15 protein-coding genes are annotated in these 19624 nt (G+C 61.6%); 9 read left to right on the forward strand and 6 right to left on the reverse strand.

All coding sequences use genetic code 11. From position 1 onward, the window contains the following. From WKF55_08435 to WKF55_08445, 3 genes are all read left to right on the forward strand, one after another. On the forward strand, positions 1 to 960 hold a 960-nt coding region (locus WKF55_08435; protein MEJ7759607.1), incomplete at its 5' end, for a dipeptide epimerase. 7 nt (positions 961 to 967) lie between these two features. Continuing rightward, entirely contained in the window at positions 968 to 3244 is a 2277-nt protein-coding gene (gene priA / locus WKF55_08440) for a primosomal protein N' (GenBank protein MEJ7759608.1), read from the forward strand. 23 nt (positions 3245 to 3267) lie between these two features. After that, on the forward strand, positions 3268 to 3654 hold the full coding sequence (locus WKF55_08445; protein ID MEJ7759609.1) for a hypothetical protein: 387 nt from the start codon (positions 3268 to 3270) through the stop codon (positions 3652 to 3654). On the opposite strand, the gene WKF55_08450 is transcribed toward WKF55_08445, so the two are convergent. From WKF55_08450 to WKF55_08460, 3 genes are read right to left on the reverse strand one after another with little or no spacing between them, the layout of a single operon-like run. Then, positions 3625 to 5331, reverse strand: coding sequence for an alkaline phosphatase family protein (locus WKF55_08450; GenBank protein MEJ7759610.1), 1707 nt, complete (start codon positions 5329 to 5331; stop codon positions 3625 to 3627). The genes WKF55_08445 and WKF55_08450 overlap by 30 nt on opposite strands. After that, a complete protein-coding gene (locus tag WKF55_08455) occupies positions 5328 to 5690 on the reverse strand; it encodes a response regulator (GenBank protein ID MEJ7759611.1) in 363 nt (120 codons plus the stop codon). The genes WKF55_08450 and WKF55_08455 overlap by 4 nt, the downstream gene beginning before the upstream one ends. After that, positions 5690 to 6517: a HAMP domain-containing sensor histidine kinase gene (locus WKF55_08460; protein ID MEJ7759612.1), complete on the reverse strand. Its 828-nt coding sequence runs from the start codon at positions 6515 to 6517 to the stop codon at positions 5690 to 5692. Before WKF55_08460 ends, WKF55_08455 begins: the two co-directional genes overlap by 1 nt. 229 nt (positions 6518 to 6746) lie before the next feature. Here WKF55_08460 and WKF55_08465 point away from each other — a divergent pair, with 229 nt between their 5' ends. Beyond that, the gene (locus tag WKF55_08465; protein MEJ7759613.1) at positions 6747 to 7829 is read left to right on the forward strand and encodes a hypothetical protein; all 1083 of its coding nucleotides are present in this window, start codon (positions 6747 to 6749) and stop codon (positions 7827 to 7829) included. 57 nt (positions 7830 to 7886) lie between these two features. Here WKF55_08465 and ggt read toward each other — a convergent pair whose 3' ends face one another. Continuing rightward, the gene (ggt, locus tag WKF55_08470) at positions 7887 to 9695 is read right to left on the reverse strand and encodes a gamma-glutamyltransferase (protein MEJ7759614.1); all 1809 of its coding nucleotides are present in this window, start codon (positions 9693 to 9695) and stop codon (positions 7887 to 7889) included. Between the two features lie 25 nt (positions 9696 to 9720). Beyond that, the gene (locus tag WKF55_08475; protein MEJ7759615.1) at positions 9721 to 10404 is read right to left on the reverse strand and encodes a hypothetical protein; all 684 of its coding nucleotides are present in this window, start codon (positions 10402 to 10404) and stop codon (positions 9721 to 9723) included. A gap of 75 nt (positions 10405 to 10479) precedes the next feature. Between WKF55_08475 and murQ the strand changes: the two genes are divergently transcribed. From murQ to WKF55_08490, 3 genes are read left to right on the forward strand one after another with little or no spacing between them, the layout of a single operon-like run. After that, positions 10480 to 11394 (forward strand): N-acetylmuramic acid 6-phosphate etherase, encoded by a 915-nt coding sequence (gene murQ, locus WKF55_08480; GenBank protein MEJ7759616.1) that lies wholly within the window; start codon positions 10480 to 10482, stop codon positions 11392 to 11394. Next, the gene (locus WKF55_08485) at positions 11391 to 12524 is read left to right on the forward strand and encodes an anhydro-N-acetylmuramic acid kinase (GenBank protein ID MEJ7759617.1); all 1134 of its coding nucleotides are present in this window, start codon (positions 11391 to 11393) and stop codon (positions 12522 to 12524) included. Before murQ ends, WKF55_08485 begins: the two co-directional genes overlap by 4 nt. 54 nt (positions 12525 to 12578) lie before the next feature. Beyond that, entirely contained in the window at positions 12579 to 13865 is a 1287-nt protein-coding gene (locus tag WKF55_08490; GenBank protein ID MEJ7759618.1) for an AmpG family muropeptide MFS transporter, read from the forward strand. 4 nt (positions 13866 to 13869) lie between these two features. Here the strand turns inward: WKF55_08490 and WKF55_08495 are convergent, their stop codons facing one another. Next, entirely contained in the window at positions 13870 to 14787 is a 918-nt protein-coding gene (locus WKF55_08495; GenBank protein ID MEJ7759619.1) for a protein phosphatase 2C domain-containing protein, read from the reverse strand. Between the two features lie 121 nt (positions 14788 to 14908). Between WKF55_08495 and WKF55_08500 the strand changes: the two genes are divergently transcribed. Further along, complete coding sequence (locus tag WKF55_08500; GenBank protein MEJ7759620.1) at positions 14909 to 16561, forward strand: N-acetylmuramoyl-L-alanine amidase; 1653 nt, start codon at positions 14909 to 14911, stop codon at positions 16559 to 16561. Continuing rightward, complete coding sequence (locus WKF55_08505; GenBank protein MEJ7759621.1) at positions 16558 to 19554, forward strand: hypothetical protein; 2997 nt, start codon at positions 16558 to 16560, stop codon at positions 19552 to 19554. Before WKF55_08500 ends, WKF55_08505 begins: the two co-directional genes overlap by 4 nt. The last annotated feature ends 70 nt before the right edge of the window (positions 19555 to 19624 follow it).

Below are 19624 nucleotides of genomic sequence, written 5' to 3' on the forward strand. Positions count from 1 at the left end.
ACCGACAACGACGGCGTGGAAGGGTCTGGTGAAGCCGCGCCTAACCGGTTTTACGGTGAGAGCACTGCTACAGTCGCCGCCGCGCTCGCGCAGTTCGCTCCCATTCTCCTCACTGCCGACTCGTGGTCGCTCGAATCGATTGAATTGAAGCTCGATCGCGTGCTGCGCGGCAACGGGTCAGCGAAAAGCGCCGTCAGTGCGGCGTTGCATGACATCGCCGGTAAGCGGACAGGATTGCCGGTGCACCGGCTCTGGGGGCTCGACGCAGGCGATGCGCCGGAATCCAGTTTCACCATCGGCATCGCGGATAACGAAGGCCTGCAACAGCGAGTTGCCGATGCGTCCGATTACCCCATTCTCAAGCTGAAGCTCGGCAGCAACCGCGACGAGGAGATAGTACGCGTCGTCCGCGACGCCGCGCCGGGAAAGAAGCTGCGCGTCGACGCCAACGCCGCCTGGACTCCATCAAGAGCAGTCCGGATGATCGACTTCCTTGCAGATCACGACGTTGAATTCGTCGAGCAGCCGGTCGCTCATCACGACATCGAAGGCATGCGCTTCGTCCGCACCAGATCGAGGTTGCCGATAGTCGCCGATGAATCGTGCCTCGTTGCGACGGATATTCCCCGGCTGGCGGGCGCAGTGGATGGCATCAACATTAAGCTCGCAAAGTGCGGCAGCCTGCGGGAAGCATTGCGCATGGTCCACACCGCGCGCGCGTTCGGAATGATGGTAATGGCGGGGTGCATGATAGAATCGAGCCTCGGAATCTCGGCTATCGCGCAGCTCGCGCCGTTACTCGACAGCGCGGACCTGGACGGCGCCGCGCTGCTCGCCAATGACCCGTTCACCGGGGCCGGAATTCCATGCGGGCGGATTACGCTGAGTGACCTGCCCGGACTCGGCGCCGAACGGGCGCAACGGCCTCTGCCCGAGCTGGACAGCAGCAGCGCGCGCTGATCGGCCCATGAGGCAACGGGCGACGTCACTGGTGGAAGTGGCCATTCCAGTGCCGCTGTTTCAGACTTTCACGTATGCGCTCGATCCTGACGAGCGCCGAATCCCGACGGCGGGATCGCGAGTGCTCGTACCCTTTCGAAACCGCCGCAAGATCGGAATCTGCCTCGGTCAGGCGGACGGTGCGACAGAAATGCGACAAGAGGCGAAGCAGGTCATCGAAGTGCCCGACGACGGGCCTGTAATCAGCGCGAACATGCTTTCTCTGGGGCAATGGATTGCAGAGTACTACATCGTGCCCATCGGCATCGCGCTTCGCTCCGTGCTGCCGGCGGCGATGACCGGCGCGGGTCAGCCACAGCCGACGCGCAAAACCCATCGCGTCGTTCGCCTGCTGGATGATCTGCCCACTCTCACCCACCGGGAGAAAGCGTTTGCGCGTGCACCGCAGCAGCGCGCGGTGTTCGAGATGCTCGAGTCACTGGGAGGCACGAGTACTCTGGAACATCTTCTGGGACAGCTCGCGTTCTCGCCGTCGGTTCTCAAGGGTCTTGAAAAACGGAGGCTCATCGGCATTGATGCCGAGGCTGTGGACCGGGATCCGTTCGCGTCGCGCGCGATAAAACCGCCGACCCTACATGTGCCAACCGATGCACAGCAGCGCGCGATTGACGCGACCGCCGCTGGAAATGACGGAGAAGTGTTTCTGCTTCACGGAATTACGGGCAGCGGCAAGACACTCGTTTACATCGAGTTGTTGCGTGAGATCGTCGGGAATCGCGGGAAGACCGCAATCGTGCTGGTTCCTGAGATTGCGCTCACTCCCCAGACCGTCGACAGATTCCGTTCAGTTTTCGGCGATCAGATTGCTGTGCTCCATTCGGCTCTCAGCGACGGCGAGCGATACGACGCGTGGCGGGCACTGCAGCGGGGTGACAAGCGCATCGCCGTTGGCGCACGCTCGGCGGTCTTCGCTCCAATGTCCAACCTCGGAGCAATCATCGTCGACGAGGAGCACGAGTCGAGCTACAAGCAGGGCGAGAATCCCCGCTATCACGCCCGGGAGGTGGCAATCGTCCGCGCCAGAGCCGAGGGCGCAATCGTGGTGCTCGGCAGTGCGACGCCCTCGCTGGAGTCATGGACGAACGCCGTTGGCGGGAAGTACTCATTGCTGACGCTGCCGGCGCGTGTCGGCGGCGGGAGTCTGCCGCGGGTCGGCGTGATCGATCTGCGCCGCCAGCCGTTGCCCTCCGGGCAACCCGTCAGCGGGTACGGTGTGACATACGGCAACGTGATCCGGGAGGAGCTCGATGGCGCATTGACGGAAACCATGCGCCGTGGCGACCAATCCATCCTGCTTCTCAACCGCCGGGGATACTCGGCTTTCGTTCAGTGTAACGATTGCGGTGATGTAGTGGTGTGTCCCAACTGCAGTATCACGCTGACACATCACCGCGCGCCCGAGCGCCTGTTGTGCCACTATTGCGCGTACCAGGACGCAGTGCGTGACTCGTGCGCGCGTTGTGGAGGACTTACGCTGAACAATCGTGGGCTTGGCACCCAGCAGGTGGAGAGGCTGCTTGCCGACCGGTTTCCAGGCGCACGGATCGCGCGCATGGATGTGGATACAACGAGTGGCAAGTGGGCGCACACTGAAATCCTCGACAGGGTTGGGGCCGGAGCGATAGATATTCTTCTGGGTACGCAGATGATCGCCAAAGGGCTCGACTTTCCCGATGTGACGCTCGTCGGGGTGATCGATGCGGATGTGGGGATCAATCTCCCGGACTTCCGCGCCTCGGAACGATGTTTCCAGTTGCTCAGCCAGGTTGCGGGACGCGCCGGGCGTGGCGTCAAAGGCGGGCGGGTGCTGATTCAGACGCGAGTCCCGGGACATCACGCGGTCGTCTGCGCGGTTGCACACGATTATCACACGTTCGTGCGCGAGGAGCTCGACGGTCGGGTAAATCCAGCGTATCCGCCGAACGTGCGACTGGTGAACATCGTTTTCAGCGGGACGAACGCCGAGGCAACCGCTATTCTTGCGACGCGGGCGTCGGAATGGATGCGGGAGCTCATTGCGTCGCAGACGGCGGGCGCGGTCGGCATTGTCGGGCCAGCCCCATGCCCGATCGAGCGCGTCAAGACGCGCTGGCGCTGGCACCTTCTGCTGAAATCGGCGCAGGCGGCGGAACTGACGCGCGTATCCCGTTATTTCATGGAGCGGTTTCCGGTGCCGATGGCACTTCGCGTCACGCTCGATCGCGATCCGGTAGCATTGTTGTAGGGCAGGGAACAACTTCAGCGTGAATGATCGACACTACCGAAAGATTTCTGAGAGATATCGCCGTCCGGCTGGACGCGGGCTCGGTGGAAGAGGTACGGCTGTTTCCCCCCATCCGGCAGGGTGGTCTGGAGACCGGCGCCGCTATCGTAGCTGTGCACGTGCCGTTGCAGGAGCGGCGCACAGTGTACAGTGCGCGATATTGCCACACGCTCAAAGGGAAAGAGCGAGGGAAGTGGGAAGTCGACGTAACCGCAGAAGCAGACGCTCCGCTCATCACGCTCGACGCGGTGGTGCAGGGTGTGATGAAACGGGCCGGCGAACCGTTCGAGCCGGAAAAGATAGGAGGCGCCGCATTTCGCTCGCTCGTCAGCTGGGTGCCTTCAGTCGCTGACAGCTCGCGGGTACCGTGACAGCACCACCCGGTGCATGTCCCGGGCGTTCTCCATCACCGCGTTTTCCACGTCGAGCCACCTGGGCGCAATGAGAAACGGGTAGACCTGATCACCCCCTGCCGATCCGTGGGCGCCAATCTGGTCGTCGAACGATACGATCTCATTTCCATCATAATCGCCAAACAGGACGCAATCGCCCGCGTTCGGCTGGGTTACCAGCTCCACGATTGCATTCACCACATAGACCTCGGTTCCGTACGGCTCGAGCGGATTGCGTCCCTCCAGGGTTTTGACGCCTCCGTCTTTCAAAAGTGCCCTGCCTGTTCTGCTCTGGACGTAGACCTCGCCTGAGTCACGGGTTGCAACCAGTCCGATTCCCGGGTGCGCGAGAAGTGCATCGTAAAGTGCTCGCCATTTCGGCTCGCTCAGAATCTCGCTGAGATCGAGCTGACGCTCGACGCTCGCAAAATAGACGAGGGCGAGGCAGGAACTGTACGTGACTACGAGGTCGTGACGGGCGGCGACACGATACTTCTCGGGGATGATGATTTCCCTGATTCCGTAGCGGCTGCGGAGCCAGTCACGGGTGCGCCTCAGGGCGCGTCTCGTTCCTTGTCGCGCAGCGGGGGTGATGAGCGCAAACGCTTCGATGACTTCGGGACCGATGTCGGCGTACTCGCTTGCTTCTGAATGACTGGCAAGTACGTCGCCGTCGAGAACGCGCTGTACGGTCGCGCCCAGCGACTCACCAAACTTCACACGGTAGCTCTGCGCCGGAGTCATTCCGTGATCGGACAGTATTACAAGATCATAGCCGCGACCACCGGCAAGCCGGGCCATTCTCCAGATCTCCGAAATCCGGGCGTCAGTGCGGCGAAGGTCTCCGAGCGCCTGCTTGCTCGACGGACCGAAGTGATGGGCAAGCTCATCGTATTGCATGAAGGTGCTGTAGATGATCGGGACGCCCAGATAGACATCCAGCAGTATCGCCATCGTCTGCAGCTCGCGAATAATGACGTTGCTGAGAATGCGGATGAAGGGAAAAATTCCTTCGGAGTGCGTGACGCGGCCCGCCAGTTCTCCACGCAGCCGCTCCCATTCCTCGAGCAGATACTCGAAGACACCTTGAACCAGCATTCTCGCAATGCGAACGGGATGCAGGACCATCAGCAGGGCCATGCGGGTACCCCCAAGTCGTTCGTACACGGACATTTTTTCCCGTGTCGCGACCGTGAATGCAACGGTGTCCGCGTCGCCATCGAGGAGATTTACATAGCTCGAACCGCCGGCGAGCCCTCCCGGTGATTTGATCCTGTCGCGGATGTACTGTACGCCGTGGGGCGCATTGCAGGTGATCACTTTTCTCGCCGGCTTGTCATAAAACCGGAATGCAGGAATTCCGTGGTTCTCTCCGTGGAAGATTCCCGCCTGGCAATACGGCGTTGCCGAAGGAAGCCCGCAGAACCATCGTCGAAGTGTGAACTGGTCGTCGCGCAGCAGACGCTCGATTGTCGGGCAGAGCCCGCGCTCGAGCGCTCGCTGCAGATCGGCGTATGCCAGGGCATCAACCTGAAGCATGATGAGCCCGCGGCGGCCATCACGAGGCCTCTTTTCGCGCTCGAAAAGGTGATACTTGGCGGAATAATACCAGCGCATCCATGGACCTGCCCGCGGATGCGAACGCCGGTCGGTCACGCCATTCTTTCGGCGATGAGCTGCAGAAGCTGTCGCAGCGGGACCGGCTTGACCAGCACCTCATCGCATCCAGCCGAAATGCACCGCTGTCGTGTCGCCAGATCAGCGTGACCGGTCAATGCAAGGACGGACCGTGGTAGCAATCCGCGGGCTCTGAGTCCGCCGATTACGGACAATCCGTCAGCGTCCGGAAGGGTAAGGTCCAGCAGCATCAGGTCGTGGGGTGTCGATGCATCGACGGCAATCGCGTCGGCTGCAGTTGCCGCCAGGTCTACCTCGTAGCCACTGGCTTTGAGTAGCGTGCGAATAGCGCCCGATACCATCACGCTGTCTTCGACGAGAAATATCCGCCCCGGCACTACTGATCACAGCCAGCCGGCAGTGTGAAAAAAAACCTGCTGCCCGCACCCAGCTCGCTCTCCACCCAGATTCGTCCGCCATGCAGCTCCACATACCGCCGCGCGATTGTCAATCCGAGGCCCGTGCCATGATGGGCGCGGGACGCGGAAGAGTCGACCTGCGCGAACTCCCGGAAAATTAGATCGTGGTGTTCTGCGGCAATGCCTGGTCCGGTGTCGCCAACTTCGAGCAGGATCATGCGAGCCGGATCTTCGTGAGCGCGGCAGGCCCTGATCCATACCCGTCCGCCAGGGGGGGTAAAATCGAACGCGTTGCCCAACAGGTTCGTCAGCACGTGAACGAGTTTGGTCCAGTCCGCCCTGAGAGGGGGAAGGTCGCTGGCAATGTGGCGCTCGAGCATTACGCCCTTCCGGGCTGCGAGTGACTGGTTCAGCACGGTCACTTCATGCACAATATCGTCGACGCGAAAAGCCGTCGTGTCCAATCCGACGGGTTCGCTCGACTCCCGGGCGTGCACCAGGATCTCGGATATCATCTCGAGCAGCTGACGCCCGCCAGCGATGATGACCGAAATACTCTCACGCTGCTGATGAGGCATTTCTCCGAGGATCCCGTCACGCAGAATCTCGGCGTGCGTGATGATGGCGGTGAGCGGCGTCCTGAGGTCGTGCGAGATGTTGGACAGAAACTGCGTCTTGAGCGCATCTCTTTCCACGAGTTCCTGTATCACACGCTGAGACGCCGCCAGCTCAGTCTCGAGACGTGTGCTTGCCGACGCTGTGGCGTGCCGGCCGCCGCTGCCGTTCAGGTCACGCGGCTCAGGCAAGATTTGCCGCAGGAACGAAACTGATGGTCGTCGGACTCACGATCGCCTTTTCGGGGAATTGGATCACCCGCGAAGCATCATCTCTTTCACGGTGTATAAAAATAGTCAACCGACACGATGCACGAATCGCCCTGGATCCACCGAAATAAATGGCATGCCGATTGCGCCTTTGACAAAGCAGCCCCATTGAGCTACGGCAGGCCTCACACATAACGGAGGCAGTTGATAAATGTCACACTACAACACTTGCTCGAGGGCACTGCTGATGCTCTCGGCGGCATTTCTCATCGGGGCGTGCGAAGACGATAAACCGAGCGGCGACGCGCTCGCGCAGGACACCACACTGAACCGCGACCTGGAAATGGCCAATCAGGACAGTGTCGCCCAGCCGGCATTGCAGGATGTGGCCGTCGGTGACGAGCCCGATCCGCTGGCTTCGGCGGCGCCGGAGAGAGGTGAGGGGGCGGTGCGTGGAAGGTCGGGATCGCCAGGCAGTACCTCCACTGAAAGTCGCCCTTCCGTCCGGACGTCGCCGCCGGTCGTTCGAACTCCGCCGCGGTCCACGGGTGGTCGAGTTGTAAACCGGCCCGCTCCGCCGCGGCCTACTCAGACACGTCCTGCGCCGAGTCGCTCTGCTTCGAACCGTCCCGCTCCGAGCGCTCCTGTTGCCAGCAGACCCGCAACGCGCCAGCCTGTTCCGAATCGTTCAGGCGCCATGTCTGAGCGGACCGGCACGACTTCGAGTGGAAATACGGTCACGCGAACGCCTTCGGGTAGCGAACGAAACGTCGGCACGATTCCGGCGGGTTCGACATTGAGCCTGGCATCGAATGCAAGGATCTGCACTAACACGAATCGCGTTGGACAGCGATTCAATGCAACCGTCAGGGAGTCGATCGAAGGTTCAAACGGTACTCGTATTCCCGCCGGCGCGTCAGCGACAGTCGAGATCACCGAGCTCGATCGCAGCGACAATATTAACGACGAAGTGCGAATCGGCTTCCGCGTGGTTGCCGTGTCGTTTGGCGGGCGGAGCTATCCGATTGATGCGACAACCACATACGCCAAAGTCGACAAGGTCAGGAGCAAACAAAACAACAAGGATGTGAAAAAAGTTGTCGGAGGCGCGGCTGTCGGTGCTATTCTGGGCCAGGTACTCGGCAAGGACACCAAATCGACCGTGATCGGCGCGGCCGGCGGCGCAGCAGCCGGAACGGCCGCTGCTGCGGCGACCGCCAAGTACGATGGTTGCGTTCCGTCGGGCGGCCAGATCACCGTCACACTGGACTCGTCGACCCAGATTCAGGCGTAACCGGAAGCGACGGTCCTGGCAAAGCGCGGTCGTGCCTTCACCGGCGCGACCGCGCACTCAGTAACCGACTGCCGCTCCGTTTGAACGAGGATCGTCCATTCCCTCGTACCCGGTGGAAATCCGCTTTATGGCAACGATGCTGGCGCCGATGGTGGACTGCTCTGAAAGCGCATGGCCCATCCGTATCAGCCGGTCGACCGTGCCGGCATCAAGGCCGCCGCGCTCGTACCGCATTGAGTCCGGAAGCGCCTGATGATGAATTCGCGGCGCACTCATGGCATCCGACAGGTTCATACGGTGATCGATCACATTGAGAATCACTTCAGCGGTGCTGGTGATTATTCTCGGGCCACCGCGCCCGCCTATGACCAGCAGCAGGCCGCCGCGCGGGTCGAGCACGATCGTTGGAGACATGGCGCTGAGCATTCGCTTGCCTGGCGCAATTGCATTGCTTTCGCCCTGTACGAGCCCAAACTGATTGGGCCGGCCCGGCTGTGAAGCAAAATCATCCATCTCGTTGTTCATGAAAAATCCGGCGCCGCGGATCAGTACACCGGATCCATAAAGGCTGTTGATCGTGGTCGTTGTCGAGACTGCGTTACCGGTTGCATCGACGACCGAATAGTGAGTTGTTTCGCTACCCTCGCGCAGAGGCGCCGCCAATGCAGAAGTCGGCGTGGCGCGATCGGCCTTGATACCGAGACGCAGGGAGCGCGCATACTCCTTGCTCTCCAGCCTGGCGCGCGGAATTTTCACGAAGGCAGGATCGCCAAGCAGCGCATTCCTGTCCATGAATGCACGCTGGAACGACGAGCCCGCGAGATGGAAGTACCCAGCGCTGCCGAACGCGGGCATCCGCTCGAACCCTTCGAGGATGTTCAGCGTTTCACCGACAGTGATCCCGCCGGACGACGACGGGGGCATCGACAAGACAGTATAGCCGCGATAGTTCGTCCTGATCGGTTCACGCCACGCCGCTTTGTACTGCTCCATGTCTCGGGTCGTGATAATCCCGCAACCGTTGGCGGCCCGTGTTCTCGGCGTAACACCGGCTGGGCAATCGCGCTGCATCTCAGCCGCAACCAGCTCGGCAACCCGGCCGCGATAAAATCCTGCGGCGCCGTTTCGTGCTATCAGATTCAGCGTCATGGCGAGCTCAGGCTGGAATATTCTTGTCCCCGGCACGATTGGCCTGCCGCCCGGCAGAAAAATGCCAGCTCCTGCAAACTGCGAAATCAGCGAAGCCTTGCCCGCAACTGACCTCGAAAGTGTGCTGTCGACGATAAACCCATCGGTCGCCATCCTGATTGCGGGTGCCATTACCCTCGCCAGCGGCATCGAGCCGTACTTGCTCAGTGCCTCGGTCAATCCAGCGACAGCTCCGGGTACCCCGGATGCGGCACGGCCAGTGACCCCTGCCCCGGTCAGTCTTCCCGAGGCATCGAGGTACATGTCCCGAAATGAGGCGAGGGGCGCAATTTCCCTGTAATCGATCGCGGCGGTTCGGCCGTCCGCCATCCGAATGACCATGTAGCCACCACCACCGATGTTGCCCGCCTCCGGATAAACCACGGCCAGCGCAAAACCGACAGCCACGGCGGCATCGATGGCGTTCCCACCGGCCTTCAGAATCTCGATTCCTGCCTCACTCGAAAGGCGGCTGCTGCTCGCAACCATTGCGTGTTCCGCAACAGTGGCTTTCGCAGAACCCGAGGGAAATCGCCATCCCGCCGGAAAAGTCGCAGCGACGCGCTCAGGTACATCGGCGGGGTAAATGACGGCTCGCGGCTCGCGGGGTATCGTCCCGGGTGAACATGCAGCTGCGATCGCGGACAGCACGCCAAGCCAGACCCTCTGGTTGTTCAAGGGAATCTCCTTCTCGTTGATGACACTATCGGACGCGCGATCGCCGGCCCGTACCGTAGCGGAAGTTGAGCCGGATGGTTCGCTGCCGAAGCGTGTTGCTCAACTCGCTCGACAGCCCTTTGCGCTCGTGCACGACGATACCAAAATCCTGCACCACGCTCGCATGCATCCGATTGCTGAATGCATAACCGAACCCATAACCGAAAGTGAAATATGGGTCGGTGTTGCCATTGAGCGGAGCCAGCGACGAGCCGTCGCTGTCGCGGCGCAGGTTGCGGTACTGGGCGATGCCTGCGGACCCCTCCAGTACCTGGTGCAATCCTGCTCCGCCGCCAACGTGGAACGAAGCTCCCAGCGACAGCAGATCGAGATGCGCCGCGCACCTGGCGCAGCTGTTAGCACCTTCGTTTCCGATGTATGTAAATGGCGCGCCGAGGTAGGTTGCCGCGAGTCCAATTGACATGTGATTCTGGAGAATTGTTCGCTCGACGGCAGCGCGAGCCTGGAAATTTGAGGCTTGGCCAAAATCCCATGTGCTTGCCGTCTGACTGTCGCTTACCCCATTGGCGTTGAACAATCCGCCGCTGATGGAAATCCAGGTCGCTGGTTCGGCTGCTCTCGTCGTGGGAAGCCTTACCTGCGCATGCGATTCAGCGGCGCCCGCCAGCACGGACAGAATGGTGACCAGCAACGAGGTATGTCTGCTCAAAATTGCTCCAGTTTGTCTTGCGGCCCGCGCGAAACGGCGGGTAAGTTAGGGCCGTGGCACACGATACAGCTTCGCATGAATGACCCCCGCGCAACGGAACGTCGCAATCCGCGGACTGCTTCGATAGATCTGGCATCCCCGCTGGAGATCGTCGATGTGATAAACGCGGAAGACCGCATCGTTCCGGACGCCGTCGCAAGCCAGCGATCCGAAGTTGCGCGCGCCATCGCCATTGCCGAAAAATCATTTCGGGCAGGGGGAAGGCTTTTTTACATCGGCGCCGGAACATCCGGCCGCCTTGGAGTTCTCGATGCGAGCGAATGCCCACCGACATTTGGCACTGATCCGGACATGGTTCAGGGCATAATTGCAGGCGGCCTTCCGGCGCTTACCCGCTCGCAGGAAGGCGCCGAGGACATCGCGGAAAATGGTGCGCGTGAGATGGATGCGCTTGCGGTGGCCTCTGACGATTTCGTAGTTGGCATTGCGGCTTCCGGCACAACGCCATACGTCCACGCGGCACTTCGTCGTGCCGCGGAGCTCGGCGCAAGTACCGCGATCGTTTCCTGCTCGCCCCCGCCTGCTGAAGTAATCGACGGCGTCGACGTCGCAATCCTTCCGATCGTAGGCCCCGAGGTCGTAACCGGCTCGACACGTCTCAAGGCAGGTACCGCGACGAAGCTTGTTCTGAACGCAATCACCACGGGCGCCATGATCAGGCTTGGAAAGACGTATGGCAATCTGATGGTGGACATGAGGGCAACCAACAACAAGCTCACCGATCGCGCCGAACGAATCGTAATCGAGGTATGCGGTGTGACTCGCAACGAAGCGAAGCGGCTGCTGGACGACGCCGGGAGGAGTGTGAAGACTGCCATCGTCATGCAGAAGCTGGCAGTGGGAAAGGACGAGGCGCTCGCTGCGCTCGAGCGTGCAGATGGTGTCATACGGCGCGCAATCCCGGATGCGCCACCGCCGGTGATCGAATGAATACGGCGGTCGTGGTCGGTCTCATGTCCGGCACATCTCTCGATGGAATAGCCGCGGCTGTCACAAGGTTCGAGCGCACCGCGGGCGGAACGGTCAGCGCCGAGCTGCTCGCGTTCATCACCCATGACTACACGGCGGTGCAACGGAAGCGGCTCGCGAACGCGCTTACCGGCGTCTCCGCTTCGGAGTACTGTCGTCTCAACTTCGATCTTGGCGGTTGGCTGGGAGATGCGGCCGTCGCGGTGATCGCCGAATCCGGCGTGTCGCGTGCGCACATCTCGGCCGTTGCATCCCACGGGCAGACCGTCTGGCACGAGCCCGGACACTCCACCTGGCAGTTCGGCGAAGCGGCCGTGATCGCGGAACGGACCGGGCTCGACGTTATAAGTGACTTCCGGGTGCGCGACATGGCTGCCGGAGGACAGGGTGCACCGCTCGTCCCTATGGCCGATTCGATGCTCTTCGCTCACGAAGCTGAATGGAGAGCGCTGCAGAACCTGGGCGGCATCGGGAACGTCACTGTGGTACCCCCCGGGGGGGATCTCAACGGTGTCCGAGCCTTCGATACAGGACCCGGATGCGGAGTTATCGACAAGGTCACACGCCAGTTGCGGCCAGACTTGAAGTACGACGTCGACGGCCGACTGGCCACTGCGGGTACGCCCATTGCGGCGGTCATCGACAAGCTTCTTCGCCAACCATACTTCCTTGCGTCTCCGCCCAAGTCGACTGGTCCCGAATTGTTCAGTCAGGGCTTTTCAGAAAATCTGATAGCGCTTTGCCGGCAGGAGTCCGCGCAGTGCCGGGACGAGGACATCATTGCAACCGCAGTCTCCCTGACCGCGCGCAGTATCGGCGACGCATACAACCGATTTATCGCTGAGCCCGTTAATGAAGTATTCCTCTCGGGGGGGGGCGCGAAAAATCCGGCGCTTTTTGCGGCGATCAGTGCTGCGCTGGCGCCGCGAAGCGTAAGCTCGTTCGACACAAAGTTCTTTGACGGAGAAGCGAAAGAAGCAGTCGCATTCGCGCTTCTCGGATACCTCCATCTGACCAGCGTTTCCGGAAACGTTCCCACTGCAACTGGTGCGAGTGGACCGCGGATTCTGGGTAAGCGAACGCCCGCATAATTATTGGCAGGGCAGCGTGCGGGTCATGATTTTTTTCCGGGAGATCGCAATCAGATGACAGCTCCGCGCGCCGCGTCGCCGCTGAGGTTGTTCGGCCAGCCGAAGATGGCGGCACTCCTCGTACTCGGATTCTCGTCGGGCCTGCCGCTCTGGCTCACTGACAGAACACTCAAAGCGTGGATGACGACGGCGAACGTCGATCTCACCACGATCGGTTTGTTCAGCCTGGTAGCGCTGCCGTATTCGATAAAGTTTCTCTGGGCTCCCTTCATCGACCGCTATGTCCCTCCATTCCTCGGCAGGCGAAGAGGATGGCTGCTCATCACGCAGATTCTGCTGCTGATTGCCATTGCCGCGATGGCCGCGCATGATCCCGCACGCGGGCTCCAGGCGCTCGCGCTGAATGCAATTCTGATTGCCGTCTTCAGTGCCAGCCAGGACGTTGCAGGCGACGCGTACAGGACGGATGTACTCGATGAACGCGAGATGGGCGCTGGTACGGCGCTCTGGGTTCTCGGATACCGGATCGCGTTGCTGGTGACGGGGTCGCTGGCGTTCGTGCTCGCCGACAGCATCTCATGGCCGAACGTTTACCTGCTTCTCTCAGCGCTGATGCTGATCGGCATGATTGCCGCTTTCCTGGCGCCCGAGCCAGTCCTGCGTGACGCGCCGCCACAGTCCCTTGGCGAAGCGGTGGTGCTGCCATTTCACGAATTCTTCACGCGCTCCGGAATAGGGCGGGGAATTCTGATACTTGGCTTCATCGTTCTCTATCGATACTCCGATGGTGTGGCCGCCAACATGAGCACGCCGTTTCTGCTTCAGGCCGGGTACACACAGGCGGAGATCGGGGTCATACTCGGTGGTGCAGGTTTGATCGCGACGATCGTCGGAGTGCTTGCGGGCGGCGCGGCGCTTGGCCGTCTGGGAATCAACAAGATGCTCTGGATTGTCGCCGTGCTTCAGGCCATCAGCAACCTCGGCTATTATTTCCTGTCGATCACCGGTCGCAGCCAGAGCAATCTGCTGGGTGTGATCGTCATTGAAAACTTCGTCACCGGACTTGTCACGGCGGCGCTGCTCTCATTCCTGATGGCGATGTGCAACAAGCGCTTTTCCGCGACGCAGTTTGCGCTATTGTCGAGCCTGATGGCTGCCAGCCGCGATATTCTGGTGGCTCCCGCCGGCGCCATCGCCGAGGCAGCAGGCTGGCCTTCGTTTTTCCTGATAACGATTGCTGCCGGACTGCCGGCGTTGCTGCTGCTGCCGTTCATCGCACCGTGGTCGCGGGAAAACCCCGTCGGTGCCGCCTCGCATACCGGTGAGACCGCCGCTGTCTGACAGGCTACCCGGTGGGAATGGTGTACCGTCCAACAACCACTGTAGCGTTGTCGGGCGCGCCGGTCTGGAGTGCGAGGTCGATTAACGCTGTGCACATCGCCTCGAGATCTTCGTGTACAATTGCGATTGCCGCTATCTCGGACGACGTCATCTGGTTGGAAAGCCCGTCACTGCAGAGAAGTATGATGTCTCCGTGCTGCAGTTTCTCGCGCGTGAACTCGGGCACGATCGATTCTTCGGGCCCGAGCGCCTGCAGGATGATGTTGCGGTGTTCGCTTCTTTCAGCCTGCTCGGGTGTCAGCTTTCCGGCATCGACCATGCGCTGCACGAGCGACTGATCCTTGGTCATCTGGCGAGCGCTCGCGTTCCGGATGATATAGGCGCGGCTGTCACCAACCTGAGCGAAGTAGATCATGCCATGCACGACGAGCGCGAGCGTCGCGGTAGTGCCCATTCCACGATGCAGCGGATCGGCTTTCGCGCGGGCATGAATTGCTGCGTTGGCTTCGACGACCGCGAGTTTGAGAGAGTCGGCGATTATGACCGCGCCCTTGAGAGCACCTCGCTCGCGGCGCTCACGCAACTGGCGGAACGCAACTTCCGCGGCGAGATCACTGGCGACTTCACCAGACACCGCGCCTCCTACGCCGTCAGCGACCATCAGCAGGGCGGGAACGGCTTCGACTCTCATCGAACCGCCGCCGTTCTCGCGAATCGTCTCGCCAGTGGCGAGATTGCCGAACAGGAACGAATCTTCGTTGCGCTCGCGAATCAGGCCGACATCGCTTTTCCCGACGATTTCAATCGTACCTTCGGGAAGCGCCGGGAACTCTGCTGTGAACGGTTCGGCTCTGTTCACGAGGCGGCCGACGCGGCGCATTCCTGGATGCGCGGTGACGTATTCGAAGTATGGTGGGGCCACGGCATCCGCGAGAATATAGGTTAGACACGGCGGATTCGCCTGAGATGCAGGAACTCACCCGCGATACCCATGGTATCGAGCACGCAATCAGCTTCAATCGAAAGACGATCAGGCACCCATTATGACAACGAACATTTTGTTGAGACTTTTCGCTGCCACTGCTGTCGCCGCAACATTTGCGTGCACTCCACGTGGTCCATCCGCGCCGAGCCCTGATGCCGGGCCTCCTCGCTCCCCGCCGAGCCCTGAAGCCGGGCCTCCGCGCTCCCCGCCGGTCGTCCTGCGAGCGCCAGTACCGCCCGCCAACCCGGCCCTGCCGGCAGTGCCGACCGTCACGGGACCGTTGGCGATACGAGTGGTATATCCGCCGGCAGGGCATCTCATACAGTCGCGCGACTCGAACTTCGTTTTTGGGTCTGTCGGCAACGGCCTGGCCGGCCTCACCGTCAACGGCGTTCCAACACCCGTCTGGCCAAATGGCGCATTCGTCGCCTGGCTGGCAAATCCCTCGCCCGAGAATCCGCGATACGACATCGTGGCGACGACGGGCTTCGACACCGTCAGACTCGCGCAGCCAGTGAAGATCGCCCCGGCCGTAACGGCACCACTGACGCCACTGCCTCCCGACACGATATTACCGATGTCGCCGGCACGATACGCAACGTTGATTGGACCCGCGGTATATCCGAGCGATACCGACCGGGTTGTCACAGGGTATGCGCCAGGTGGCGGAGCCCAGCGCTGGTTTCTCTTCCCCGGGACGATCGTGAAGGTTACCGGGACGAAAGGCCCTGACGCCTACATCGACCTCGACGGCAGGGAGAAAATCAGGATCGCGAGGAGCGATCTTGATACGCTGCCGCTTGCGTACCGTCCGGTGCCGCTACGAGCCGGCGTATTCCGCACCGCCGTGGCGGAGGAATGGACAGATCTCAACATACCTGTCACTGACAGGCCTGCTTACCTTGTGCGACAAACCGACTCCTCCCTCACGCTCACGCTATACGGTGTCGCCGGCCCGCGGACGACGCCCGTGAGCGTCAATCCTGGCGGGAATAGCTACGTGACTTCCGCCCGCTCGATGGCGGTCGGGGCGCTGATGCAATACTCTCTCGCTCTCCGCGGCCCGGTGTTCGGATATCTGCCGCTATGGGAAAACGGCGTGTTCACCTTCAGGGTTCGGCGGCCTCCCGCGGTCGATTCCGCCGCACCGTTGCGAGGTCTCACTATCACCGTCGATCCAGGTCATCCACCGATCGGCGCAACCGGACCCACTGGTTTGTGGGAGCCTGAAGCCACGCTGCCTATCGGGCTCCGCATGCAAGCTCTCCTTGTGGCACAAGGTGCAAACGTCATCATGACGCGAACGACGCCCGAAGCGGTGGCGCTCAACGACAGGCCGGCACTGGCGCGCCGCGCTGGCTCGCACGCGCTGGTCTCGATCCACCTGAACGCGGTGCCCGACGGAGTCAATCCGCTGCGTGTTGACGGCACCGCAACCTACCATTTTCACCCGCACTCGCAGGCGCTTGCGCGGACAACCCAGCGGGGTCTGGTGCGGGAGCTTGCACTCAGGGACAACGGTGTGAAGCGTGAAAACTTCGCTGTCGTGCGGCTGACGTGGATGCCATCGGTTCTGGCGGAAGGCGCATTTATCATTGTGCCCGAGCAGGAGGCGGCCCTCCGCACTGCGGAGTATCAGGAACGGTACGCGAAAGGACTGGTGACGGGATTGGAGGATTACTTTCGCACACTCGCCGGTGCGCGCCGTTGACGCCGGTCGCGGTCGGCAGACGCATTGCAAAACGACTCTGCTTCTCGAAGCTCGCATTGTGCCTGGCAGCCATCCTTGCGGGTGTGTATCCTGAGCGCGCAAGTGCGCAACTCGTGCCGAGTGACAAGTGGCTCACCGTCGAAACAGAGCACTTCCGTGTGCATTTCACACGGCCGCTCGAGTCCGAAGCACGCCGCGGCGCAGTGAATGCCGAGCGGGCTTTTCGGCTGCTGTCCACGGAGCTGCATCCGCCCTCGGGCAAGGTCGATCTCGTGATCGCCGACAACGTCGATTACGTGAATGGATACGCAACTCCTTTTCCGTCCAACCGGATAGTCGTGTTTGCCAATCCGCCCGTCGACACCCCGGAATTGCGCAACTTCGATGACTGGAGCACGCTCGTCATTACGCACGAGCTCGCTCACATCTTTCATCTCGATCGCGCTGGTGGAATCTGGAAAATTGGCCGGTCAATCTTCGGGCGCCACCCAGTTCTGTTTCCCGCGGCGTTTCAGCCGGCATGGCTTGTGGAAGGCCTTGCCGTCTATCTCGAATCACGGCTGACGGGCGCGGGAAGACTCGACGGGTCGGAGTACTACATGATCGCCCGCGCTGCCGCCGAGGCGAACCGCTTTCCGCGTCTGGGCGAAATCTCCCGGGAAACCTCACGTTTCCCCGGGGGCGAGACGGTTTACGCATACGGCGGCATGATATTCGATCATCTGTCGCGAACCCGCGGACCGAAGTCGGTGGGGCAGTTCGTCGATATCGCAAGCTCGTCCGTGTTCCCCCTCTCGCTCAACGGGAAGGCGAAGCGCGCGTTCGGCATCAGCTTCGAAAATGCGTGGAGGCAGTGGAGCGATTCGCTGCGGCGTGCAACTCCGCGGGGAACCGAACCCATGAGTGGCTGGCGTGAGCTCACCGGAGACGGACGATATGTCTCTTCTCCGCAGTGGCTGAACGACACGGCGTTGGTTTATACCGCCGCGAACGGACGCGAGGTAGCATCGGCCTACTCGGTATTGACCAACGGAAGGGTGACGAAGCTTGGGAGGCGTAATTCCCTCGGGCCGAGCGTGCCGCTTTCAAATGGTGGAATTCTTTTCTCGCAGCCCGACTACGCCGACGCCTTTCATTTTCGAAATGATCTGTACATCGAGCGTGACGGACGCCAGACAAGGCTGACTCGTGGGGCGCGATTGTCGCGTGCAGATGCGAGAAAGGACGGGGCCATCGTCGCAGTGCAAGCGGTTCCGGGGTCCACTCGTATTGTGCGCGTCTCACGGGATGGCTCGCGAATCGACCCCATTACCACGGGGGACAGTGCGACCCAGTGGGGGGAGCCGGCCTGGTCACCGGACGGTTCGCGGATCGCGGTCCTTCGTCTCAGGAGAGGCGGTTTTTCTGACATCGTCGTTCTGGACACGCTTGGGAGCGTGACGGACATTCTGATATCGGAGCGGGCGGTTGCCGGGTCGCCGACGTGGGCACCCGATGGAGCACGAGTGTTCTTCACTTCCGACCGGTCGGGTATCACGCAAGTGTACGTCACCGCCGCAACGCGTGGAGGGCAGCTTGTTCGATTGACGGCATCCAACACTGGAGCGTTTTCACCTGAACCCTCGCCCGACGCCCGCTCACTCGCTGTCCTCGGATTCAGGTTCGATGGGTATCACCTCGGCGTTGCGCCCCTGCCATCGGCTGCTGAGAAGGCAGAGCCGTACGATGCACTGATCCGAAATCCCCGCGGTGAGTGTCGCGGATGCCGCGCCGCCGGGGTGCTTGAGCCGCCAACAGCTCCGGCCGAAGTCACGCCCACCCGCCCATACTCGCCATGGCGCTCGCTGGCACCCACGTACTGGGAGCCGATCATCGAGGGTTCGACTGAAACAGGGACACTTGTCGGCGCCGCCACCAGTGGAAACGACATTGTGGGACGGCACGGATACTTCGTGTCTGCCGCATGGAATACCAGATATCGCGAGGCCGACGGATACGCCGGTTACCGATACGGCGGATTCGGGCAGCCATTCGTGAACGCGAGTGCCGAGCAGGCGTGGGAGCATTTCCCGTTGTTCAACCGGGGTCGTGATAAAGTTGGAGATCTCGCGAGACGATCGCGCATCTATCGAGTCGATGCGACGCTGATTCGGCCAAGGGCCCGAACGTTCGCGTCATTCACGAGCGGCGGTGAGGTGGAGTCGCGGAATCACGGCACCGATCCAGACACGCTGCTGGCGAAGCTTCCCTCGCTATTCGGCAGAACTCGGCATTATCCCTCGGTTTTTGCATCCGGAGGATGGTCGAACACCAGGCGTCCATCCCTGAGTATTTCGCGCGAAGATGGAGTTTCACTCAGCGGTACAGCCCGGCAGCGGTGGCAAAGCGGAGGGTCGGCCGGGGGAAGCCGGAGTGTGGTTGGCGTGGCGGCGGGGTACAAATCGCTCGACCTGCCGGGCTTCGCGCACCACGTGCTGGCATTGCGCACTGCGGCCGGCATCGCGGACGACCGCGCCATAACCTCGTTTTCCGTGGGCGGGCTGAGCGGTGGAAGCATCGAGGGACTCAGCAGCCTGGGGATCGGTGATCAGCGCCGCACTTTCGGCATCCGGGGGTTCCCGCCATCGGCGCAGCAGGGGATCAGGGCCTTTTCCGGATCTCTCGAGTACCGCGCGCCGCTCGCTGCTCCTTCGCGGCGGTATCCGTACATTCCACTGCTCATTGACCGGATATCGGTTTCCGGGTTCGCGGATGCAGGCAGGGCGTATTGTCCCGCGGGCGCAGACACCACGTCGGTAGTATGTGGCGCCACCCGAAAAAGCACGAGCGCGCCATGGCTGGCCTCAGTCGGGGGCGAGCTGAATTTCGACACGGCAATTCAGTACGATGTCCCTGCCAGGCTCAGGGCCGGTGTTGCGGTGCCGGTGGCCAACGGGCAGGAAGGTCGCGCGCGATCAGCGAGCTTCTATCTGACGTTCGGGTCTTCTTTTTAGCGGCTTCCTTCCGTTTGTGCACGTGTCTCCAGGCAAGCGGCTTCCGCTACGGCGGTAAAAGCCCGTGGAA

This window comes from Gemmatimonadaceae bacterium (genome assembly GCA_037721215.1).
GTDB lineage: Bacteria > Gemmatimonadota > Gemmatimonadetes > Gemmatimonadales > Gemmatimonadaceae > UBA4720.

Excerpts from the sequence above, each read along its gene's own strand:
- WKF55_08500 (MEJ7759620.1), top strand. The coding sequence starts at position 14,909 with ATGACAACGAACATTTTGTTGAGACTTTTCGCTGCCACTGCTGTCGCC.
- priA (MEJ7759608.1), top strand. The coding sequence starts at position 968 with ATGAGGCAACGGGCGACGTCACTGGTGGAAGTGGCCATTCCAGTGCCG.
- WKF55_08465 (MEJ7759613.1), top strand. The coding sequence starts at position 6,747 with ATGTCACACTACAACACTTGCTCGAGGGCACTGCTGATGCTCTCGGCG.
- WKF55_08490 (MEJ7759618.1), top strand. The coding sequence starts at position 12,579 with ATGACAGCTCCGCGCGCCGCGTCGCCGCTGAGGTTGTTCGGCCAGCCG.
- murQ (MEJ7759616.1), top strand. The coding sequence starts at position 10,480 with ATGAATGACCCCCGCGCAACGGAACGTCGCAATCCGCGGACTGCTTCG.
- WKF55_08485 (MEJ7759617.1), top strand. The coding sequence starts at position 11,391 with ATGAATACGGCGGTCGTGGTCGGTCTCATGTCCGGCACATCTCTCGAT.
- WKF55_08445 (MEJ7759609.1), top strand. The coding sequence starts at position 3,268 with ATGATCGACACTACCGAAAGATTTCTGAGAGATATCGCCGTCCGGCTG.